We start from the raw sequence: 23,376 nt of genomic DNA, 5'->3' as shown, positions 1-23,376 counted from the left end.
AATCAAGCTCACAAAATCAGACGCAAAGAAGTAGAACCCACCTCTCTCCTGCCGCAGTTTATCAATAAGTCCTTATTTATATAAAGAAAACATTCGCTAGAAAAATTCAAATATGGGATGGAATTATTAGGGGCTTACGTTGACATGAATAGCTCCTCGTAAAGAAACAGATGATTTTTGAAAACGAGGAGATGCTAGAGCAATTTTCTATAGTCTGTGAAGGAATGAAAAAAGATTAATTCTATTCTGGAAGGATTTTTAATTTGATTTTTTCTGGAAAAATTTTTAGTTAAAATTATTCAAATATTTTCCACACCTTAATATCTTATTTTATTAAATTCTATTGGGTTTGATATTGTTTTAATTTACGGAGTTATCGGACATATCTCTTTTTAGACACTGATCCGTTCTGGCCAATTCTTCAATCACCAAACGAGTAGCGGAGGCAATGACCGCATCGTGTTTAATTGCATTTTTTTCTTTCTGAGTTAAATAAACCACCATAACGATTGGATGACAGTTAGGCGGCCAAATAACTGCAATGTCATTGGTTGTTCCATAGCTACCACTCCCAGTTTTATCGCCGACCACCCAACCTTTTGGAACACCGGCGCGGATTTTTGCATCCCCAGTAGTATTATTCTTTAACCAGGTTTGTAGCTGTTCTCGTTGGGGCAAGGCCAGAAAATCACCCAGCGCCAATTGCTTCAAGCTATCTGCCATTGCATTTGGCGTCGTGGTATCTCTAACGTCTCCAGGAATAGCGGTATTTAATTCGGGTTCCCATCGATCTAATCGGAAGCTTTCATCTGGGATAGTCCTTGCAAATGCTGTTACTGCTGCAGGACCACCTAATAATTTCAAGAGTAGATTCATCGCCGTGTTATCACTATATTCCATAGCAGCTTGGCAAAGTTCCCCAACGCGCATGCCACTTCCAAGATGTTGCTTCGTAATAGGCGCATAACCACTTTCATCCACTTGATTTTGATCATAGGTTATTTGCTTTCTCAATAAATTGGGATCATTTTCGCTTTGCTTTAAGATGGTCGAAACAACCATGACTTTTCCGGTGCTGCAAAAAGGGAATCGTTCTTCACCACGATATTCAATACGTGTATTATTCGCTGTATTGATGGTAGATAAACCCAGGCGCCCACCTGAAGAAGACTCAAGTTCTTCAAATGGTTTTTTTGAGGCAAGAGGTTGAATTTGCTGGGTGTCTGCCATACAAGGTAAACCAGCAAAGATCAAAAAAACCGTAAAAACTAAACGAGATAACCGTCGAGAAATATTCATATTCATTACCTATTTAAAAAGCTATCTTAAGAGTATCACAAATTGCTCGCCCTTTCCCTACTCAATGAACTAAGCTAGATGAAGTAATTATTTCATCATCGTCAAAGACAGTCACGCTTTAATTCACGTATTCGACGGGTATTGTGCAATAAAACAAAGAATGAAAAAAATAAACAGTTAGCTATTATTTTTAATAGTACAGTTTCTTAGTCATGATGGAGGGGTTAATCTATTTAGATTGAGATTTTATTAGCTGAAGTGTTTTGATGCTGTTTGTAACTTTTAAGTCGACATTAATCCAAGAGGTAAATCGAATATAGTTTTTAAAATTGTGTGTCATTGAGAATAATTCGCCAGGTACAATACTGATTTTCCGTTTAATTGCTTCTTGAGTTAGTAAATTCATATCAACATATTCAGGTAATCGCACCCAAAGCAATCCGCCACCTTGAGGAAGCGTTACTTGTGTACCTTGAGGGAAATAACCCTGTATGGCATGCATCATTTCATGCGTATTGTGTTGAAGCGCTTTCCTGAGTTTGCGACGATGTCTTTCATAGCCGCCGTTTTGCAAATATTTAGCAACTAAATGCTGAGAAAATGAGGCAGAAGCCATCGAAGTCATATATTTTAATTTATTGATTTGAACCTGGTGCTTTCCTGGAATAGTCCACCCAATTCTCAAACCAGGAGAAAGCGTCTTGGAAAATGAGGATCAATACTGAACAATACCTTGTTCATCATAAGCGAAAAGAGGTTTAGGTGGTGATCGCTATCAATAACAAATTCTCGAGTCTAACAATACCTTTTGAGTAGCTCTGTTCAATGCTTAAGCCGTATCTTGAACTCTTTAAATCTCGAAATCCCTCTTCTATTTGCATCCGAGTTTTATATAACTTAACAACCCGCTTATCATGCAAATAGTGAGTTTTACCTAGGGAGGAGGCTAATAGCCAAGGTTCCCTAGCTGAATGGCTATAATCTTTAGCCTTTAGGCGGAGTTGCTTTTTATTTCCCAAAATACTGAGCTGCTACTTTGACAATTGCTTCTTGTTGCGCAATCGAGGTGGCAGATTGATTCTGCACTGATTGCACCAGTGCTGGTTCTGCAGTGCTGGGGTGGCCAGCATGAAAAGGAGGAAGTGGATTATATTCCAAGTACAGCTGGATTCTTTTAGCTTCATCAGCGCCAAATATTTCTGCAACAACCTGCAACGCAAAATCAATGCCCGCTGTGATACCACCTCCTGTGATACGATCGCGGTCAACTACAACCCGATCAGGTTTAGGGATAGCTCCAAAATACCGTAGTAAATCTAAAGATAGCCAGTGAGTTGTCGCTTGATATCCCTTAAGCAACCCTGCAGCACCCAATACCAATGACCCTGTGCATACAGATGTAACATAGCTTGCTGTTTGTGCTTGGTTTCGCAAAAAATTTAGCACGATTTTGTCGTTCATTAAATCATTCACGCCACCACCACCAGGCACTGTAATCACATCTAACGCAGGACAATTGGAAATAGTGATATTGGGCATAATCTGTAATCCGCCACTGACCTTAATGGGATCTAAGCCAACTGCCACAGTGTGGATCGTGACGTTGGATAATTGAGAGAATACGTCATAAGGACCTGCAAAATCTAACAATGTCATACCTGGAAAAATAAACAGGCCAAAATGCTTGTGATTCGGGTTAATATTCATAGTGAGTCCTCATGGTTTGTTTCATTTGAGCACCGTGAGCATTTAACAATTGCTAAACGCATGCGTACCAAAAAATTCAAATCTATTGAGCGAACAAGCTGAAAAAATTGCCAAACAAAAATTACAACGAGTTTCGCATTCGATGGCGCTTGAAGCTTAAGAAGTTACCAAGCCCCAACAACAAGAACAATTGGAAGAGCTGATTAATACCCTGCTCTCGGGTACTCTAAAACAATTATGGGATGAAACACCATGAAGTTTGAATACCCGGCAGGCGCTACACCCTTAGACCCGGATGAAATAGTTGGGTTAATTCCAGAACATTTTACAACCCAGACGGAATTAAATGAGTGGGAACAAGCAAATATTCTTGAAGCAGAAATGTGGTTCAGTGCTTTACACCGATTTGCTTACAACAATGTTCCAACTGCTGGTAACGTTATTGGCGGTCAAAATGCTACCCCAAATATCACCGAATTTTTAGATGTCACCTTCCTTCAGCAGATAAAAAAGAATGTTTCACTAAACCTGAATACCGTTAGAAATCCCACAATCAAGTTTTCCTCAATTGCGCGAAGGTAACCACCGAGATTGGATTTATGCCGATTAAAGCCTTCAGAAGCATCCAAGATCTTATTGTAAGGGGCGCTGATATGTGGAGATAAACGCTTTGGTATAAATGTAATCTTATTCTACAATATTCCCTCAGGCTGCGCTTTGTAGGGATAAACACCGTATCACTTAGATATCTTTGTTATTGTTATTATTCTTGGAGCTGTTAAACCAAGATATAAGTGAGAATGCAATTAGCTTAAAAAACCCTTAAACCAGCTGCTTTCCAAGGATCACCCAGTACTTGACCCTCTCATCCGCAAAAAGGCAACTGGAGTGCTATACTTACCAGAAGGAACAATGGAGGATTAGTAAATATGGACAAAAGATATAGCAATTTACTAAAAATTGTTTTTATTTTAGTAATTCCAAGCTTGGCACATACCACATATGCTCAAAGCCCTACAGATGTTATGAATCGATATTGCGCTACCCATAATTCCCCTTCTGCTCAACGAAAATGTACAAAATATTTTTGGGGATATTGGTATGAAAATGAGAATTATTATGATGAGGAACCTTATACTTATTACCCCAATTCATACTATTACCCCAATACATACGATAACCCTAATACATATTATTATTCTAATTCAAATTCAAATTATTACCCTTATTCTTATTATTACCCATATGCTTATTATCCCTATTATTATCCCAATTCATACCTCTCACCCTGAAAGTGTTACCATTGAAAATGAAGGAAATGAATAAGAGAATGAAAGTGGTCAAGTATTCACGTGTGAATACTTGACCACTGGACAGCAGCGCTTGCCATCAAGGCATTTATTCTATCGAATACTACAATTTCAAATATTACTGCACTTTATCCGTAAATACACAATTTGCAGGATCTTTATCTTGGCACACTGCATAGTCAGGATGTTTAGCATTTTCCCACCAATTATTGGTTACTGCTGTATAAAGATGTACAGGTCCATAAAGATCATAAACTAAAAATATCTCGTCTGGATTATCATAGTTGTAGGCACAAGAAACTAAAATGCCGAAGTAGCCTTGAGTTGGTATTCTTGCTAGGATCTGGGCATTATTAAGTGATACAACTTTCTGGCCATCCGGCTTTGGAGAAGCAAGGACTAATTCGCCGTAAGGCATTTGGATATTGGCTCCCTGGGCTTTATTGACTACATCAAGTGGTGGACAAATGTAATTTTCGGCGAATGCTACTGAACAGCTCAAGCTTAATAATGCTATTTTCAAGGTCTTAATAAATTTTTTTTTCATAAAACAGCTCCTTAGTTTTTATTAATTTTTATTTTATTTATCTTTTCAAGGTTGGATTGAATATCTAAAATTTCTTTCAATAGAGATACAAAACAAATTTGAAGACTTGAAGTATAACAGACATTACCCAGTTGTGCTTATGTGACCCTTGCTTTTAGAGCTTACGATCTTTCCCCACTATCTGCACTTAGGAGCATCATGATTTGCATTTTCCACTGAGGGTGGTTTATCAGACCAGCTTGGTCGTCTTATTCTAATATCTGCACCTTCAGCACGCGAAATTATTTTGTTGTTATTTATTATAGTTGGTGTTCCATCTGAAACTCCATTGTTAACAACTTTTGTGTTATTTGTATTTTTTATTACAGTGTAATGCCCTTGACCTCGTGGATGACCTCCACTTAGTGGGGATGGTGGGGATGGTGGGGATGGCGGCGTTGGCTGTTTCACCCTAGCAGGATCAGGGTAATCAGGAGCAGCAGGAAAAGATTGCTGAAAATTTTGACGACCTCGACCTGAACTAGTGCTTGTTCCACTATATTGAGTCTTAGGGGATGAATTATCTATTATGGTGTTTGGGCTATTTGAAATGTTTGTTACGTTGTTTCGGCTATCCGAAATGACTACCCTACCTTTCCCATCTGAGAATACTTTCATATCTCCATCTGATCTTACTTGATTACCCTGTTTATCTGAATACTCTGTGTAATCTCGATGTTTTTTCACAGTGTAATCAGCATTATGGCGTGATGAAGTGGCTTTCGGATCAATAGCTGTCTCATTTTTTATCCCAGCTTGTTGTCCTGATGGCTGTTCTGCAATTTGCGCTGCACGCACCAAAGGGGCAGGAGGAATTGCTTTTGTGTCTTCATTAGGAAAAATTGATCTAAAGAATTCTGCTATCGGCTGCTTATATCGTAAAGGTAAAAATTCTAAACCGGCTTGGATAAAATCCCCAACTCGCTTTAAGAAAGATTTTTTTGGTTGGCCAGATGGCATAAGTGCCCTCATTTAAATTGTAAGGTTCATACTGTAAGATCATGGTTTTACGGGGATTTTTAGCATTTTTTTATTGTACTAGGTATTTATTAACGATTTATTAATAGGTTTAAAGAAAGCAAATTTCCTCTCTGCACTAGACAAAAATATCATGTGCGCAGGCGGGAATCCATTTGTGAATATGACACAGTGCCACAGTTTGAATGGATTCCCGCCTGCGCGCATTAGTGTCCGGTTAACTACTGTAAACCCCCCCGTCTGTAGCCGAAGGGAATCCCCTTATGGGATGGGAGAGGGTTGGGGAGAGGCGAGATTAAGCCATTTCATTAAAAAATTTGAACCTGCCTGTTGGCTGCAACAGACAGGCCAAAATAGTTTAGGTCGACAATGGCGCAAACACACGCAGACGATGTTGATCGGGATCCAACACCACAAAAGTGTAACCAAAATCCATCGCCACAGGTTTTTGCGCAACAACTAGCCCGCGATTTGTCCAATCCTGATATAGCGCATCTACTGCTGCTTGATCCGCTGCAGTAAACGCAAGCTCTGCACCGCCACCGGTACATACGGGGTTGGGTTGCGCTGTATGGCGCGACCATAAGCCCAACTTCATACCGTTATCTAAGGCAAATACTGCAAACGTAGGGTGTAGTTCAAGCGGTGTTTTTTGTAACAAGTTCTCATAGACTTTTGCACTACGCAAAGGGTCATGGACATATAAAATGATAAGGTTGAGTTCTGACATAGAAATCTCCATAGGGATTAGGGAAAAGGGTCACTTGCCCTGGAATACCCATAGTAATGTAGGATTATGTCAGTTTTTGTCAGTAGCGCGATGGGAGGTCATCATTTCCTGCCGCCAGGCTTTTAGCAGTACCTGGCGTTTGCGAGGATAGCGTTCTTGCTTTGCGGTAAATTTACCAATGCGATCGGCGCGGAAGTGACGGAAATCATTACGCAATTCACACCAAGCAATCAGAATTCGCACATGATCAAAATACCCCAATGCGAACGGCCAAATAATTCGAGTGGTCATATCTCCTTGCGCATCTTTATAATCAATGCTAGCTTTGTGTTCTGCGCGAATGGCTTGGCGGATTTCTGCTACATCAGTTACATCAAGGATGTATTCCATTGGTGGACCAGGCAGTAATGTACTGGCATCCAACTCCTCACGTAAATTTGTCGGTAATACAGCAGCAATTTTATGTAAAGCACTATTGGCACCGGACTTTAGTCGCTCATCTCCTCGAGCAGCCACCCAGCGCGAACCTAACACCAATGCTTCAATTTCTTCTTCAGAAAACATCAATGGCGGCAACATAAAGCCAGGTCGCAGGATGTAACCCAAGCCTGCTTCTCCCTCAATATGCGCGCCTTGCGCCTGTAGCGTCGCAATATCTCGGTATATTGTTCGTACGCTGATGCCCAATTCAGCAGCGAGATTTGCTCCAGATATAGGGAAACGGTGATGGCGTAATAGTTGTAATAAATGAATTAAACGCTGGGCACGGGACAAGGTGAAAGGCTCTTCAAATGGTGAATGGCTTCATATAAGGTAAACGGAATAGTATATTTCAATGCGTGATGAATGTTTTTCCGACAGTGTAGCATAATTCAAGCCATATAAAGAGTTTTTCAAGATTAAGGCAGCTAGATTCGTGTAAAATAGATAAGTTTTGTAAAATTTTAAAGAGAGTCATAAACTAGAAATAGTCAAAATTTCTTAACAATCAAACGATGCAATATGAAAAACTTCTTCTATTTTTTCATTAACTCATATATCTGGAAATGATCCATGAAATTTCCTTTTACCCCCATCGATCTTACTCATGTGCTGGAGCACTCTATTCCTACCTGGGATGGTAGCTGTGGTTTTCAACATATCATTCGTTCTGATTATGAAGCATGTGCAAGTGAAGTCAAATTCAGAGTCGGTGAGTTTGCCATGCAGTCTGGCATTGGCACCCATCTGGATGCGCCAGCGCATTGCATACCAGGCACTAACACCATCGACCAAATTTCTTTAACAACATTAATAGCACCCTGCGTGGTCATTGATGTCTCATCCAGTTGCGACGAAAATTACCGTATTTCGCCTCAAGATGTAAAAAATTTTGAGAAAGAATTTTCGTCGATTTTATCCGGCACATTTGTCATGATTAAAACCGGATGGGAACGCTTTTGGCAAGATCCTGAAAAATACAGAAATAACCACCAATTTCCTTCCGTTTCTAAAGAGGCTGCTCTACTATTAATGGAAAGAGAAGCTTGTGGATTGGGCATTGATACTTTGTCGCCTGATTGCCCAGAAAGTGGATTTCCAGTACATCAATTATTTTTACAATCGAATAAATTAATTGTTGAAAATGCGGCCAATTTGGATCACTTGCCAAAAGTTGGGAGTTTTATTCTAATTATTCCTATCAAAGTAAAAGCAACGACTGAAGCACCTATTAGATTATTCGCATTGATTCCTTAGAATGGCTAGCTTGGGGATTTTGAGTCCACGGCAATCGCATTGAATTAATCCCCCTTTCCCCGTACTTCTTCGTCCCAGCATGGATGCCGGGATCCAGTAGGATGTCAAAGTTTCGCTTTCCTGCGAACTGGATCCCAGTATCCATGCCAGAATGACCTACTTAAGAAATTCAATGCGATTGCCATGATTTTGAGTCTGATAGGGCTATCTATTGGCGTGATTGGTTTATCAGAAAAAACTTTTAACTTACGTTGGAGAGCTGTATGCATACAAATACAAAAGAAACCATCGAAGACCTCATCGTTGCCACTAGAATTTTGGTAAATGAACAAGTCATTGATGGCTTTGGTCATGTTTCTATTCGTAATCCAAATCAGTCTGACCGCTATTTCATGACTCGGGACAATCTGGGCGGAACCAGTGAAGAGGACTACATTATTGAATTAGACGCAGACAGCAACCCCTGTAAGCCTAATGGTTCCAAACCCTCATTGGAGCGTTTTATTCATGGGGAAATTTATCGGGCGCGGCCAGATGTTAATGCCGTTGTGCATACACATTCCCCCGCCTTGATCCCTTTTGGTGTTAGCAAAACACCACTGCAGGCACTTTATCATATGTGTGGATTTCTGGCCAAAGGTGTCCCAGTATTTGATATACAGCACCAGTATGGCATGACGAACATGCTGATTCAGAACAACGAACTGGGTCGCTCACTCGCTTCGTCGCTTGGCAAAAGTGCTGTGGTACTGATGCGCGGTCATGGGGCTACAATCGTTGGTAGCTCTGTGAAAGAAGCTGTATTTCGGGCAGTCTATGTGACAATCAATGCTCATCTACAGCCTATCGCAATGCAGCTTGGTGAGCCAAAATTTTTGGATCATGAAGAGGCTATTAAGACTGATGAACTCCACCATGCCGTCTTGAATCGCCCTTGGGACTACTGGAAAAATAGGCTTTAACCAGAAAGAGAAAGATGGGTCAAGTTTTGCATTATACCTTTGGGTACTTTTGAACAGCTGATAATATCAGTCATTGATCCCTCTTGCTGACTTTCGCTCCTATCTGCTCAAAACTCGAGAACATTATGATTTTCATCTTCAGCAGTCTTATTCATCGAATTCTCTTCCAAAGTTTTTGGCATGCCAATTTCCTCTATACCTTTAGCTAGCTGCGTTGCTGACGGAATAGCTAATTCTGCAAGCTCCTGCCTGGTGGAGGACAAACCCTCTCGAAATAGACCAATGCTTTCCAGGCTTTGTTGCAAATGCTTCACCAATGGATCAACTTTAGGCTCTGCTTGCAAAGCCATGGGTATCTGCTCTCCCCAAAATGCTAGAAAATTTTCCCACAAACCCTTTGACTCTGGACTCTGATTCCTCTCCACTTTTGACAAAGGAAAATTCCACAGCTGACAAAGCCTAGCAGCTTCTTCTTTATTATTCACCACTGCCGTATTGTCATCAATCCCACCAAAAAGATATAGTTCAATCAATCTAGCCTGTGCAAACCAAAAACCTTGATTTGCTGCTAATCGATAATATTCAACGGCAGTTTGAAAATTTAACTCCACGCCCTGACCATATTCATAACACCTAGCTAAACGATACTGAGCACCTGCATATCCCTGTTTAGCAGATAATCGGTAAAGCGCGACTGCTTGTGATATATCTTCATTGACCCCTATCCCCTCTTCAAAACACCAACCCAATCTCAACTGTCCTTCTGCATAGCGTTGTCTAGCTGATGCTAAATAATAGAGATATGCATTTTTTTCATCCTTCACTACTCCCAAACCTTCTTCATAATACTGACCCATTAAGCATTGCGCTCTTACGTTGCCTTCTTGAGCTCTCTGTGCAATAGCTTTAAGAGTAATTTTAAAGACTTCTTTATCTTTTAAGGTCCATTTACTCTCCGGTTTAAATTTTTCCGTAGCATTAAATGCAATTCCTTTGATACGACGACACTGCTCAGTGACCTCATCAAAAATTAACCCCAGTGCATGCCATGCTACTTCGGTTGTCGGGGCAGCCAATAGATAATAACTGATGGCTTTATTTATATTTTTTTCAACTCCTATTCCCAGCTCATAGCACTTAGCTAAACTGACTTGTCCTTGTGGTTCTCTTTGGTCTGCTGATAATTTAAATAATGAGAAAGCCATTTTTTTATCTTCTTTTACTCCCTGCCCATCTTCATAGCACTCTCCCAAACAGACTTGAGCACGGGCATTTCCTTGCTGAGCGGAAAGTTGAAAAAATTTGGCCGCTTGTTTCACATCACGTTCTACTCCATTTCCTAATTTATAGCATCTACCAAGAAATAGTTGCGCGCTCTCATTGCCTTGTGCAGCGGATAAACGATACCAGTCGACAGCTTTTTTTATATCCTTTTCTATTCCCCCACTTCCCCTTTCACAACACGAACCCATCCACAGTTGTGCATGCTTATTTCCTTGTTCGGCGGATAGCTTAAACCACTTAGTTGCCTCCTTGATATCCTTATCAATGCCTATCCCTCTTTGATAAAGTTTTCCCAATCGATATTGTCCAGCGGCATTTCCTTGCGTAGCTGAGAGTAGAAACCATGCAAATGCTTTGTGCACATCTTTTTCTGTGCCTACACCATAATAATAACAATCACCCAATCTCCATTGGGCTCTGGCATAGCCTTTTTCAGCAAATAATTTACACCATTCAAAATTTTCAACATCGCTTGTGATTTTTGGAGAACGCGAGGGCTGCTCTAGCTTGGATTGTTCCTCAGACATCTCCAGGAACGAATCGTCTGGAGTTTTTATTTTACTTTCAGATTTTTTTTCTTTAGTTAATTTTTTATCTTCAATATCTTGTAGCATAATCCAATCCTAGTTAAATTATTATTTTTATAAGATCACTCGCGTTTAACTCCTTCTCCTTTTCTTCTACCATCTATAGGTATCAAGCTAAGAATCATTACTACTCTTAACCGTTTTTTAGTATCTGTTTAAGGCTTGATGGATCATCTTCTAGATCTTGTAGTTTACGTTTTTGAATAATTTTTTGTAAAGGTGGTGGCGAAGGTGGTGGCGGAGGAAAAAAACCTAATTGACTAGAAGGCATTGGAACAGACTGTTGTTGCTGTTCTGGTTGTGTTAAAACTTCTATCTTTGCTTCTAATAATTTGGAATCAGAAACAGAACCACTACTTACCTGAATAAATTTAATTTGATCTTCCTTGTAGCCTTCAAATGTAATCACTTGACCTGTTTTATCCAATATGAGCACTGAAGATTCTGGTATTTCATGGATTTTTGTCGGTACTTTTTGCAAATAATGACGGAAAATTTTATTGTATTCATTAATTGATTCCGCGAAGTATTGTTCAGCCTTGGGCTCATACTCTTTATCACGAACTTCTTCGTAACCTGTACGACATATTGCTAACTCAATTGAATAATCAATCTCACCATTCCTGGAAACAAAATCAGCTTCATTTTGGATAAATTCAACATCATCCTCATCATCTTCCAAACTCCCTACATGTGCCAAAGAAAATCTCCGACCATCCCGGCCTTTCATAATAATCGCAAAGCAAACTGCAAAACCACGAGAAAAAAGGCCATTGATTTTCACAGAAGAATCTAAATCTAATCTTTCTGCAGGCATATCTTGCATTGCCTCAATTAAACCTGAGTGAATAGCACCACTAGGAAGCTCAATAGCAAATTTTTTATTACTATTGTTTTTAATTGATTTCATTAATGAACTGATGTCTTTCTGCGAAATTTGATCCAATTGACTTTTTGCTTTTTCTTCTATATCTACATTTGGTTTTGAGGTTTCAGACCCAGCCTCATTTTTTACATGTTTATCAGTAATCCCAATAACTCTATCTAAAGATTCCTGTTTTTCTACTTGCTCTGTTCGCACCAATGCTTCTTTAATTTTAGTCTCTTTCCTTTCCAAAGTAGTCATTATCTGTCTCTATAGAAATCAATTTTTAATAAATTAGGGTCTATCATCAATTAGTCGCGAACAACAGAAATCAGGTTATCATCCTTAACTAAATCTTAAATAAACCTCTTCCCCATGTTTATAGTCTCACTGAAAAAATGCCCTATATAACACGCTAACCCAAAATGAAATTATTAGACCAATTTATCAATTAAATCCTTCTCAAGCAAGGATCATACAAGCCAATGTGGGCTAAAGAAATATGTTAAAGTGTCAATTGTCAAATATTATGCAGCGCTTTAAGGGTTGCACATTCGTTCACATGCCGTTCGGTTAAACTATTACCATCACTGAATTTTTCACCTTAATCAGCTAACTAGAGCGAAAAAATGATGCGTTATTAAATAGCTTGCCAAGAGACCAGATAAAAATCCAAATAAATGCCCCTCCCAAGATACACGCTCTTCTCTAGGAAATAAATTCAGCGCCAGGCTGCCAAAATAGTAAAGACAAAGCAAACCAAGCACAATTGTGAGCGCAGATTTTTCTTCAATAGCTCTGAAGAGCAAGTATCCCCAATACCCTAGAATAACACCACTGGCACCCACATGAATCACACGACGGCCGAACAGCCAGGTGGCAAAACCACCAGCGCCCATAATAATTGCTGTCACTATGAGAAACTCAGGTTTGCCATTCACTAATACCAAGGCACCTAAAATCAGTAATGGCAGAGTGTTAAAAAACAAATGCTGAAAACTGCCATGTAAAAAAGGCGAGGCAAGAATACCAATTAAACCATGAAGGCTTCGAGGGTAAATGCCCAATGTATTCAAGCGATATCCAAATATTTTGTTCACAACCTGGATGACCCATAAGGCAAGTATAATAGCCAGAAGGAAACTTATATTCTCCTGAATACTTGCGGAAATTTGATCAAATGTATTGACTAAGATTTCAAGCATAGATTACCTCAACGAGAATTTAAACTATTATATACATTAGAAAATATCGCAACCCCGCAACTGTCATCCTGAGTGCAAGCAGTTATAAAATATCTTTTAATCACCTATACCAATAACCTAAGTCACAGCTGCAGCGAAGTATTATGCATTTATTTATTTTAATAAAATTCCTTAAAAATAAGACAAACAAAATTATTTGAAATTATTATTATCTTTTTATACCTTCCGGCAAACTTTCTATGTCGAACAGATTTTCTAACCAATTTAATTTGTTGTCACAATAAATATTGATTTTGGGGACCGGATGATATGTTTCTGCGAGTGTTCCCAAATAAACAATATTCACACCAGGATATTTAGGGTTTTTATTATAAATCGGAGACCCACAAACTTTGCAGAAAAATTTCGTTGCTGTAGTCCCCTGTGCACAATAATTACTTAAAAAGGTTTCTCCTTTCAGTAATTTTAAATCTTGCTCCAGCACAATAATATAACTGGCAAAGGCAGCACCTGTCAGTTTTCTACAGAGTGTGCAATGACAGTTCAACACACTTTTGATATCGCCTAATTCATAACAGACAGCGCGGCATTCGCAATTACCATATAGATTATTCATATAAATGTCTTCAACTCCTAGTAGTGATTAAGATAGGAACACCCATTAAATCTGGTTTTGAATGCCTGAATAAAAGCAAAGTAATTGCACGGCTGATGTATTTTCAGAAAACCAGTATTTCAGAGGAGATATACCAGAGTTAAGGCTTCTGGATAGCTATTTCCTTACATCTTCTGGCCATTATTCATTATACAATTATTCCACTTAATACAGGAATTAATACTATATTCCTTTATTGGTAAATTTATTTCCCAATCTTTTTTACGTTAATGTTAAGAGATTGGACTAACGACGGGAGAAAATCATGAGCACGAAATTGAATAATTTGAAAGTAGCAATCCTAGTGGCCGATAATTTTGAACAGGTGGAAATGACCAAGCCCCGAGAAGCATTGGAAAAAGCCGGCGCGAAAGTTTATCTTATTTCTCCTAAAAAAACTGTCAAAGGCTGCCATCATGATAAACCTGGCGATGAATTTTCAGTAGATGTGTTACTTGATGATGCCAATGCGAATGATTATGGCGCTTTATTACTACCAGGCGGCGTTTTTAATCCCGATCATTTACGCACACTCCCCAATGCCATTCACTTTATCCACAAAATCGTTGCAGCACAAAAGCCAGTCGCAGCGATTTGTCATGGTCCGTGGACTTTAATTAATGCTGAGGCTGTGAAAGGCCGAACCCTAACCTCATGGCCATCAATAAAAGTAGATTTAATGAATGCCGGAGCACATTGGGTGGATAAAGAAGTTGTGCGCGATGGCAATTTAGTAACCAGTCGCAAACCTGGTGACATCCCCGCCTTTAACCAAGCGATGATTGAGCTATTTAGTGAAGCTATTTGAATTTTATTTGCTCATCTGTCGTACCAACAAGAAAAAGTTCATCATCTTGAAGCCATCAAGAAATTTTTATTCTCTTACTGCACTTACTTTAAAATTCACTTGAACATCATCTTTTACTGTTTTGGTATCTGACCATTCACCTTGGCCAACACCAAAAGCTGTGCGTTTAATGGTCGTGTTGCCAGTTATTTTGGCTGTCGAAGAAAATTCCTCAAGGGTAAAATTTAAAATAATGGGTTGAGTTTTATCTCGAATTGTTAGGTTGCCTTGGGCTTGATAGGTTTTCTCTCCGGTTTTGGTGAAGCCACTCGATTGAAATACGGCTTGGGGAAATACTTTAGCATTGAACCACTCTGCTGATTTGAGCGTATCAGAAAGTTGATTGTAAGCATCTGAAATGGAGCTCATGTTGACAATGATTTTGACATTGCTTTTATCCAGTTGTGACGGATCAAAATGAATATCGCCTGAAAAATTGCTGAATGTACCTGTAGTCGGTGCACCATTTTGAGTTGCGGTAAAAGTTAATGTGCTTTCATGGGGAACTATTTTCCAAGCCGGAACAGTTTGCGCACCAGCCAAAAGCGGCAGCAAAAGAAAAATTAAAAAAAACCTCTTAAGGCCAAAAAAATATTCTTTACGATAACCATAGAATTTGAATTTTTTCTGTGTTTTTTTTAAATGCATTATCTATTTATCCTTAAAATGAGTTATGGAGTTAGTAATCCTATTGTCATGTGAAAATGATACTTATGTCAAGGCGCTAAAACTACGTTAATAAGTTACACGCAAAAAAAGATCTTGCTTAATCTCCAAAGCTCCTACTTCGTGGTTTTTGTTTAATTTCGGAATGCTCAGTAAATAGGGGAAGATCTGACATGGATAAAGTACGCTGCAGTAATCCCCGGGAAACTATTAATTGTGCGGCAGAATATTTGCCAGTGTCTTGAGCTTTGTGTTTCGACACCTGTAATGATTGCAAAAAATCTGAACAGGGTGGCTTTGGTTCTGTAGGTTTGGCATCAAACTCAGTATCTGAAGGCGTCAACGGATCGGCTGTGCTGGTAGTTACGGTCTTTTTTACATCCAACGGGGGAGATTGCAGCTTTTTAAATTCTCCAGGCTCACTTGAAATGCCATGTTTTATGCGCCAAGATTTGATAGCTTCTAAAGTTAACTGGCTGTGTGGTGTAATGATATGCTTCCTGGGATCATATGGCTCCAAGTAATTAATGCCGTTATCTTCTACTTGACCAAGACGATACCAACATTCTAAACGACGAAAAATGTCATATGCCGGATATATTTTCCCGCTCCAGGTATCAATGATTAACGCATGCGGCCCCCAAGTAGTCGCATCATGAGGATTACTAGAAAGATCTCTATTCATCACTACAAATACATGGGCATGCCTCGTTTCATATTCATACCCTCTATTTTGTGATTGAAAATAAAGTTCTATGCCGGATGTTGCATTGAGTTCCGCCTCTTCAATACAATAAATCTCAGCATTGCCCGAGAAACCATAAGCAATAAGCCTATCTATCACGATTTCGCTATATTCCTGACAATTGGCAAAACCACTTTGTTTGCCTAGCTGCGCCCGAAAATGGCTACGACCCATTTTACTGTCTGCAATTTTTTTTGCTGTATCGCGTAATTTTCCAATGGCCTCATCTATATCCGATCTTTCTACGGGAGTTTTTTTATTAAATTTCAGATCAGTACTACCTTTTAACCTATAAGAAAATATTTCATCTTTAATTTTATGGGCAAGCTTCCAGCCAGGCACCCGAGTACCTGTAAGTAAATAAGGATTCAGATAACAGAATTTAATGTGGGCTGCGGTCAATAATTCTCGAAAAAATACCGCTTCTTTCGTTTTGCATTGCCTGATTAGATCAGAAAAATAAACTGCATTTGCGTGCTGTTGAATTTCACTCAGACACTGGGTAAAACGCTTTTTACTCGTATTTTTGTCAAGATTCTCAATTGCATGGTAAACCGGCAGCATTATTTCAGCCGCCAGATGCTTGTCAGGGAGGTCTCGCTTTATTGCATCAATCACAATTTTAGCCTGTGACTCAGTAATTGGATTTAACCAACCCGATAAAGTAGAATTTTTAAAACCTATAGAAATCGGGTAGCGAAAGCGTGACAAAACCGCTCGCATATAATCTTTAAAACTCAGCCTATCAGCACCTGAATTTTCTACAGATGCATGATCTGTTTTTTCCTGTTTTTTTTCTTTTTTCTCAGTGTTGGCTGTTACTTGCTTTTCCTTCTCTAATTCGTTCAAATCCCCTATCCCCAATGAAATGGATATAATGCTGCATATTTTCAAGCCTGTTTAAAGCTTGTGCAGCCAATAGAATTTCTCAAAAAAAATAGGATATAGAATTAACATTAAGATAATATTAGCAAGAATTTTTTGTTCTTTTTAAATTATATAGCTTTCTAATATCTTTAATCGTTGCAAACGATCACCCCAAATTTCAATAATTTTCGGATGACCATATTTGGGAAATACATCACATATCTCATCACGGAATATTTTCTTAAAACATTTATCTGTAGCCTTGCGAAATGCAGGATTTTCTTCAGTATAGTCTAATAAATGCTCTTTAGTAATGGGTAAGAATATAATTAAATCTAAATGACTCAACGCCTGTTTAATTTCAGTAAATTTTTCTGAAACACTACTGTCATGAATGTCGACTAAATCACGCTCCAATGAACACATAGCATATGCTATAAAATCGATAGGACATCTATCATAAATTATATTTTTCTCATTGGCATATCGATTAAGCTGCAGGATGCTGTAATCAAGTTCTTCTAATAAACTATCTAGAGACGGTTCTAAAGCAAGTTCCATGGTTTTTATATCCTGCAATTCATCATACGGTTCATTTACATCAATATAATCAGGATACTTTTGAATAAAATCGGCAATTAAAGTGCTTTTGCCAATAAAATGGGTGCCCGAAACAGCTATGCGCATAGTCATTTTCTCGTAATGATTGTTTAGCTTGCAAAATTAAACAAATTATATTAAGAAGAGCGAGCGTGCAAGTTCAGAGAATATAATCTTCCTTTGAAGACGGCGGATTAGGAGGATTTAAGCTTTCGCATTATTTATTAAACAATATGACACTCCAAAACTCTTTAAATCCTCCTTTTTCAAGGGGGAGTATAGTTGAGAGTAGTTACTTTTAGTTTACGGAATATCTATGATTAAAAAACCCTTTACTATCGGAGCTGTTCAGATGCGCATGAGCCAAGAGGTTCAGGCGAATGTCGAACATGCCTGCGAGTTACTTGGCAAGGCGGCAAAGTTAGGTGCAGAAATCGTCTGTCTACCAGAGCTGTTTCGCTCACCCTATTTTTGTCAAACTGAAGACCCCGAAGTGTTCAATTTGGCTGAATCTATCCCAGGCCCTACGACTGAAGCACTAGCTAAAGTGGCCAAACAGCAGGGTATTGCTATCATCGGCTCATTATTTGAGCGGCGTGCCGCAGGTATTTACCATAATACAGCGGTGATTATTGATGCCGATGGTCAGTTGGTTGGCATATACCGCAAGATGCATATTCCCGATGATCCACTTTACTATGAGAAATATTATTTCACCCCGGGTGACCTGGGCTTTAAAGCCTTTGATACACAATTTGGGCGCATTGGCACGCTGGTTTGCTGGGATCAATGGTATCCAGAAGGGGCACGCTTGACCAGCTTGCAAGACCCCAGTGTGCTTTTTTATCCCACAGCGATTGGTTGGCATCCTAGCGAAAAACAAGAGTATGGCGCAGCGCAGGTTTCTGCATGGGAGACGATTCAGCGCAGCCATGCGATTGCCAATGGTATTTATGTCGCTGCTGTCAACCGCATTGGTTTTGAACCGACGCCGGAAAATAAGGGGGATGGCATTGAATTTTTTGGTAACTCTTTTATTGCCGATCCGTTTGGACGCATTCTGGCCAAAGCATCGCAGGATCAAGAAGAGATTCTCACGGCAGTGGTCGATCCTAAATTACAAGAAGTCACCCGTCGCCACTGGCCGTTTTTACGCGATCGCCGTATCGACGCTTACAGCAATATCACTGAACGGTTCGGCAAATGACACTTAGGATGCCCGCTGAGTGGGAAAAACAGCAAGCGACCTGGCTAGCCTGGCCGCATAATGAAGCCGATTGGCCGGATAAATTTGCGCCTATTCCTTGGGTCTATGCGGAAATTATCCGTCACCTGACCCAAGTGCAACGCGTGCGCTTGGTTGTCAAACAGCTACGCCAGAAACACCAAGCCACCCAAATACTAGAACGCGCCGGAGTCAATCTCGATCAAGTCGATTTCATCATTGCCCCTACCAATCGCGCCTGGTTACGCGATTCAGGACCTACCTTTGTGTATAGTGGCAAAACTCGCCAACTGCTCGACTGGCATTTTAATGCCTGGGCAAAATATACAAATTGGCAGGCCGACGATAAAATTCCGATGAGAGTAGAGAAGTTTTTGCAACTACCTCGCATCCGCCCCATGCATAAAGGCCGGCGCGTGGTGTTAGAAGGTGGCTCTATTGAAGTTAATGGTAAAGGCACACTGATTACTACCGAGGAATGCCTTATCAGTCAACAGCAATGCCGCAACCCTGGCTTTCAGCATGAAGATTATGAAGCAGTATTTGAACAATATCTTGGCATCAAACAAGTCGTTTGGTTAGGCAACGGCATTGCCGGTGACGATACCCACGGCCACGTCGATGATATCACCCGTTTTGTCAATCCAACGACCGTTGTCACCTGTGTTCAAAAAGATAAACGCGATTGTGACTATAAACCGCTGCAGGAAAATCTAAAACGCTTGAAAGCGGCTAAGCTTGATGTGATTGAATTACCTATGCCTACCCCTGTCACCTTTGAAGGACAACGCCTACCTGCGAGTTATGCTAATTTTCTAATTGCCAATCGATTAGTACTGGTACCGACCTTCAATGATCGCATGGATCGTGTGGCATTAAATATCCTGGCCGAACTTTTCCCCAAGCGTGATGTGGTGGGAATTTACTGTGGAGATTTTGTTTGGGGGTTGGGGACTATTCATTGTGCTAGTCAGCAGGAAATTGCTTGAGAATGAATCTCGGTAATTGCTCACTCAGGTAATTCATAACTGCCGTCCCGGCATGGATGCCGGAATTCAGCCCGCAGAAAAGCGGAACTTTGACTTCCCTGTCAACTAGATCCCGGCATCCATGCCGAAACGACGTATCTGGGGTAAATATTTAAAATAACAACTTAATTTAATGCTCTATCAGAATCAAAGCGATCAGCATTCATCACTTTGACCCAAGCCGACACAAAATCGTGCACGAATTTCTGTTTTGCATCTGCACTTGCATACACTTCGGCGATGGCGCGTAGCTGAGCATGTGAACCAAAAATCAAATCAACACGTGTCCCCGTCCATTTTAAGGCTTGGGTTTTGCGATCACAGCCTTCATACACACCATCATTGGCAGCGGGTTGCCACTTGGTATCCATATCGAGCAAGTTGATGAAAAAATCATTGGTGAGTTTTCCAGGTTGATGGGTAAATACCCCATGTTTTACTCCACCAATATTCGCCCCCAGAACACGCAAACCGCCGATTAATACGGTCATTTCAGGCGCAGTTAGTTTTAATAATTGCGCACGATCCACTAAAGCTTCTTCAGGCCGCATGCGTTGTTTAGCAGTACTGCGATAATTTCGGAAACCATCTGACAACGGCTCAAGATGCGTAAAAGACTGCACATCCGTTTGCTCCTGCGATGCATCCATACGACCTGGCATGAACGGGACAGTTATATTGACATCTGCCGCTTTCGCAGCTTGCTCAATGGCTGCGCTGCCGCCTAAAACGATCAAATCAGCAAGCGATACTTTCTTACCACTTGCATTGAATGCTTGCTGGATAGCTGCAAGTGTTTGCAAAACTTTGGCTAATTCCGGTGGATTATTGACTTCCCAATCTTTTTGCGGCGCCAAACGAATACGTGCGCCATTGGCACCACCACGTTTATCAGAAGCACGAAAGGTTGAAGCTGAAGCCCAAGCTACTGAAACCAATTGTGATACTGATAAACCAGAGGCAAGTATTTTCTCTTTTAAAGAGGCGATGTCCTTGTCATCAATCAGTGGGTGATTGACTTCCGGAATTGGATCTTGCCAAATCAAAATTTCTTTCGGCACCAATGCACCTAAATAACGTGCAACCGGTCCCATATCACGGTGTGTGAGCTTGAACCACGCACGCGCGAAGGCATCAGCGAATTCGTTAGGGTTTTCATAAAAACGGCGAGAGATTTTTTCGTAAATTGGATCAAAGCGCAGTGATAAATCTGTCGTCAACATGGTGGGCACACGCTTTTTCGATTTATCGAAAGCATCGGGAATGGTTGCTTCGGCATTTTTTGCCTGCCATTGATAGGCGCCTGCCGGACTCTTGGTGAGTTCCCATTCGTATTTGAATAGATTCTCAAAAAAGTGATTGCTCCATTGCGTGGGGGTTTGTGACCAGGTCACTTCTGGACCGCCCGTAATTGCATCGGCTCCAACGCCAGTACCATACTTGCTTTTCCAGCCTAAACCTTGATCTTCAATAGCCCCCCCTTCCGGTTCAGGACCAATCAATGACGGATCACCGGCACCATGGCATTTACCAAAACTATGACCACCTGCAATCAAAGCTACAGTTTCCTCATCATTCATAGCCATGCGGCTGAAGGTTTCGCGAATATCACGCGCCGCTGCCACCGGATCGGGATTGCCATTGGGTCCTTCAGGATTGACGTAAATAAGACCCATTTGCACGGCGCCGAGTGGGTTTTGTAGCTCACGTTCACCACTATAGCGTTCATCACCCAGCCAAGTGCCTTCAGGTCCCCAGTACAGTTCTTCCGGCTCCCAGGTATCGACGCGGCCACCGGCAAAACCGAAGGTTTTGAAACCCATAGACTCCAAGGCCACATTACCGGTGAGGATAATCAAATCTGCCCAGGAAATTTTACGCCCGTATTTCTGCTTGATCGGCCAAAGCAAACGCCGTGCTTTGTCGAGATTGGCATTGTCCGGCCAGCTGTTGAGTGGTGCGAAGCGCTGCTGTCCCTGACCTGCACCGCCACGACCGTCGGCAACACGATAGGTACCGGCGCTATGCCAAGCCATACGAATAAACAAGCCGCCATAATGTCCAAAATCAGCAGGCCACCATTCCTGTGAATCGGTCATTAAGTTTTTCAAATCTTTGATGACGGCATTGAGGTCTAGTGTTTTGAATTCCGCAGCATAGTCAAAATCCGCACCCATAGGATTGGATAAAGCTGTATGGTTATGCAAAACCTGCAGATCTAATTGCTGCGGCCACCAATCACGGTTTCTGCGCGTGCGATTATCATGGGTGCCGTGCATGACTGGACATTTACCTGTTGGCTTTTCATCTGCAAATTTGCTCATGTTTGTCTCCTGTGATTTTTTAGTGCTTAGGCGGCTATTCCTAGTGACTAGTGGCTCAATCCTTCTCCCCTTGTGGGGGAGGGGATACAGTAGAATTTTCATACCTGACCAAAGTATTTTACTTGTTTTTATTAATGGCCAAGAAATGCAACACATCCTCATTAAATTGCTGCGGGTCTTGTAAGAATGCAAAATGACTGACCCAAGGTTCTATGAGCAGACCGGCATCGGGTATTTGTGCCGCCATAAATTCCGTATTTTCCCGCGTAACAAATTCATCATGATCGCCATCCACAATCCAAGTCGGCACAGTGATCGACTGTAATTGTTCTTTGGTAAAATGGGGTTGAGTTTCCCACATCTTATTGATTTGATCGTGGAAGATTTGAAATTCTTTGGGTGTGGGGGACAATTTTTCATATTCTTTACTCGTTCTTTGAGCATAAGCATTAAACACCACACTTTTAGCCAGATCAGAGCGCACACCGGAAGGATCAGAGTTAGCGGCATAAGCAAACAGTTTAGTCAGCCGTTCTGGATGATGGATAGCCATATCCAGACCAATAATTGCTCCATCACTCCAACCAATCACTGCCGCTTTTTTAATTTTCAAAAAATCCATTAAGCCAATGACATCTGAAGCCATCAAATCATAGCTGTAAGGTTGAGAACTCCGAGAACTTCTGCCGTGCCCTCTACTATCCATAACAATCACTTGATAATCTTTAGCCAAAACGGGAATTTGATTACCCCAATAATTAGAACTGCTCAAGCCGCCATGCAGTAAGATGACCGGTTGTCCATGACCATAAATAGCATACCAAATACGCACGCCGTTTATGAGTGCATAACCATTTTTTTCAGCCTGCGGCAAGGAAGGTGTAGGCGGCAAATTTAGCCAGCGAGGAGCAGCACTTGCGGGATTAAACCAGATAAAAATTAATAAAATAACGACTAAGAAAATATTTTTTTGCATAATGTCACCAATATCCTATACGCGATCAAAAGGCATATTAGCAAATAAGTATTTAAAATCAAAGCATTACTCCCTCGTCTCGCCGACAAGAAACAACTCGCTATCTTTATCATTAATCTTCACTTAATTAACCTATGTTAAGTTTAAAAGATAAAGGAATCATTTCTTATAGATTTATTGCATTTTTAATAAG

General features: G+C 40.5%; 21 protein-coding genes and 2 pseudogenes. 6 read left to right on the top strand and 17 right to left on the bottom strand.

The window, feature by feature from the left end:
- Positions 1–360 precede the first annotated feature (360 nt).
- From bla to VHE99_05945, 4 genes and pseudogenes are all read right to left on the bottom strand, one after another.
- Entirely contained in the window at positions 361–1,305 is a 945-nt protein-coding gene (gene bla / locus VHE99_05960; protein ID HVV68561.1) for a class A beta-lactamase, read from the bottom strand.
- A gap of 223 nt (positions 1,306–1,528) precedes the next feature.
- Positions 1,529–1,999 (bottom strand): annotated as a pseudogene (locus VHE99_05955) (aminotransferase class I/II-fold pyridoxal phosphate-dependent enzyme).
- Between the two features lie 58 nt (positions 2,000–2,057).
- Entirely contained in the window at positions 2,058–2,219 is a 162-nt protein-coding gene (locus VHE99_05950) for a transposase (GenBank protein HVV68560.1), read from the bottom strand.
- Positions 2,220–2,307: 88 nt separating this feature from the next.
- Complete coding sequence (locus VHE99_05945; GenBank protein ID HVV68559.1) at positions 2,308–3,006, bottom strand: DJ-1/PfpI family protein; 699 nt, start codon at positions 3,004–3,006, stop codon at positions 2,308–2,310.
- A 252-nt stretch (positions 3,007–3,258) separates the two neighbouring features.
- Here VHE99_05945 and VHE99_05940 point away from each other — a divergent pair.
- Positions 3,259–3,393: pseudogene (locus VHE99_05940) on the top strand (mobile mystery protein B).
- 1,041 nt (positions 3,394–4,434) lie between these two features.
- On the opposite strand, the gene VHE99_05935 reads toward VHE99_05940, so the two are convergent.
- From VHE99_05935 to VHE99_05920, 4 genes are all read right to left on the bottom strand, one after another.
- A complete protein-coding gene (locus tag VHE99_05935; GenBank protein HVV68558.1) occupies positions 4,435–4,863 on the bottom strand; it encodes a hypothetical protein in 429 nt (142 codons plus the stop codon).
- A 177-nt stretch (positions 4,864–5,040) separates the two neighbouring features.
- The gene (locus tag VHE99_05930; protein HVV68557.1) at positions 5,041–5,862 is read right to left on the bottom strand and encodes a hypothetical protein; all 822 of its coding nucleotides are present in this window, start codon (positions 5,860–5,862) and stop codon (positions 5,041–5,043) included.
- A gap of 376 nt (positions 5,863–6,238) precedes the next feature.
- The gene (locus VHE99_05925; GenBank protein ID HVV68556.1) at positions 6,239–6,610 is read right to left on the bottom strand and encodes a VOC family protein; all 372 of its coding nucleotides are present in this window, start codon (positions 6,608–6,610) and stop codon (positions 6,239–6,241) included.
- Between the two features lie 69 nt (positions 6,611–6,679).
- Positions 6,680–7,384 (bottom strand): YafY family protein, encoded by a 705-nt coding sequence (locus VHE99_05920; GenBank protein HVV68555.1) that lies wholly within the window; start codon positions 7,382–7,384, stop codon positions 6,680–6,682.
- 279 nt (positions 7,385–7,663) lie between these two features.
- On the opposite strand from VHE99_05920, the gene VHE99_05915 reads away from it, so the two are divergent.
- Positions 7,664–8,347, top strand: coding sequence for a cyclase family protein (locus tag VHE99_05915; GenBank protein HVV68554.1), 684 nt, complete (start codon positions 7,664–7,666; stop codon positions 8,345–8,347).
- 263 nt (positions 8,348–8,610) lie between these two features.
- Positions 8,611–9,309, top strand: coding sequence for a class II aldolase/adducin family protein (locus tag VHE99_05910; GenBank protein HVV68553.1), 699 nt, complete (start codon positions 8,611–8,613; stop codon positions 9,307–9,309).
- A 107-nt stretch (positions 9,310–9,416) separates the two neighbouring features.
- On the opposite strand, the gene VHE99_05905 is transcribed toward VHE99_05910, so the two are convergent.
- The 4 genes from VHE99_05905 to VHE99_05890 all read right to left on the bottom strand — a co-directional run bounded on the left by VHE99_05905 (position 9,417) and on the right by VHE99_05890 (position 13,866).
- Positions 9,417–11,207 carry a tetratricopeptide repeat protein gene (locus VHE99_05905; protein ID HVV68552.1) on the bottom strand — a complete coding sequence of 597 codons (1,791 nt, stop codon included), beginning with the start codon at positions 11,205–11,207 and terminating at the stop codon, positions 9,417–9,419.
- 106 nt (positions 11,208–11,313) lie between these two features.
- Positions 11,314–12,306, bottom strand: a complete 993-nt coding sequence (locus VHE99_05900; protein HVV68551.1) for a hypothetical protein — start codon at positions 12,304–12,306, stop codon at positions 11,314–11,316.
- A gap of 347 nt (positions 12,307–12,653) precedes the next feature.
- A complete protein-coding gene (locus VHE99_05895; protein HVV68550.1) occupies positions 12,654–13,250 on the bottom strand; it encodes a rhomboid family intramembrane serine protease in 597 nt (198 codons plus the stop codon).
- Between the two features lie 208 nt (positions 13,251–13,458).
- The gene (locus tag VHE99_05890; protein ID HVV68549.1) at positions 13,459–13,866 is read right to left on the bottom strand and encodes a GFA family protein; all 408 of its coding nucleotides are present in this window, start codon (positions 13,864–13,866) and stop codon (positions 13,459–13,461) included.
- 304 nt (positions 13,867–14,170) lie between these two features.
- Between VHE99_05890 and VHE99_05885 the strand changes: the two genes are divergently transcribed.
- Positions 14,171–14,713 (top strand): type 1 glutamine amidotransferase domain-containing protein, encoded by a 543-nt coding sequence (locus tag VHE99_05885; protein ID HVV68548.1) that lies wholly within the window; start codon positions 14,171–14,173, stop codon positions 14,711–14,713.
- Positions 14,714–14,779: 66 nt separating this feature from the next.
- On the opposite strand, the gene VHE99_05880 is transcribed toward VHE99_05885, so the two are convergent.
- The 3 genes from VHE99_05880 to VHE99_05870 all read right to left on the bottom strand — a co-directional run bounded on the left by VHE99_05880 (position 14,780) and on the right by VHE99_05870 (position 17,717).
- The gene (locus VHE99_05880) at positions 14,780–15,400 is read right to left on the bottom strand and encodes a YceI family protein (GenBank protein HVV68547.1); all 621 of its coding nucleotides are present in this window, start codon (positions 15,398–15,400) and stop codon (positions 14,780–14,782) included.
- Between the two features lie 118 nt (positions 15,401–15,518).
- Positions 15,519–17,012: a hypothetical protein gene (locus VHE99_05875; GenBank protein HVV68546.1), complete on the bottom strand. Its 1,494-nt coding sequence runs from the start codon at positions 17,010–17,012 to the stop codon at positions 15,519–15,521.
- Positions 17,013–17,153: 141 nt separating this feature from the next.
- Entirely contained in the window at positions 17,154–17,717 is a 564-nt protein-coding gene (locus tag VHE99_05870; GenBank protein HVV68545.1) for an AAA family ATPase, read from the bottom strand.
- 229 nt (positions 17,718–17,946) lie between these two features.
- Here VHE99_05870 and VHE99_05865 point away from each other — a divergent pair, with 229 nt between their 5' ends.
- Positions 17,947–18,837 (top strand): carbon-nitrogen hydrolase, encoded by an 891-nt coding sequence (locus VHE99_05865; GenBank protein HVV68544.1) that lies wholly within the window; start codon positions 17,947–17,949, stop codon positions 18,835–18,837.
- Positions 18,838–18,845: 8 nt separating this feature from the next.
- Positions 18,846–19,844, top strand: coding sequence for an agmatine deiminase family protein (locus tag VHE99_05860; protein ID HVV68543.1), 999 nt, complete (start codon positions 18,846–18,848; stop codon positions 19,842–19,844).
- Positions 19,845–20,008: 164 nt separating this feature from the next.
- On the opposite strand, the gene katG is transcribed toward VHE99_05860, so the two are convergent.
- A complete protein-coding gene (gene katG, locus VHE99_05855; GenBank protein ID HVV68542.1) occupies positions 20,009–22,207 on the bottom strand; it encodes a catalase/peroxidase HPI in 2,199 nt (732 codons plus the stop codon).
- A gap of 118 nt (positions 22,208–22,325) precedes the next feature.
- Positions 22,326–23,183, bottom strand: coding sequence for an alpha/beta hydrolase (locus tag VHE99_05850; GenBank protein HVV68541.1), 858 nt, complete (start codon positions 23,181–23,183; stop codon positions 22,326–22,328).
- Between the last annotated feature and the right edge of the window lie 193 nt (positions 23,184–23,376).

This window comes from Gammaproteobacteria bacterium (assembly GCA_035546635.1).
In the GTDB taxonomy this organism is placed as follows: Bacteria; Pseudomonadota; Gammaproteobacteria; order JAURND01; family JAURND01; genus DASZWJ01.
This window is presented reverse-complemented; position numbering and strand designations above follow the sequence as displayed.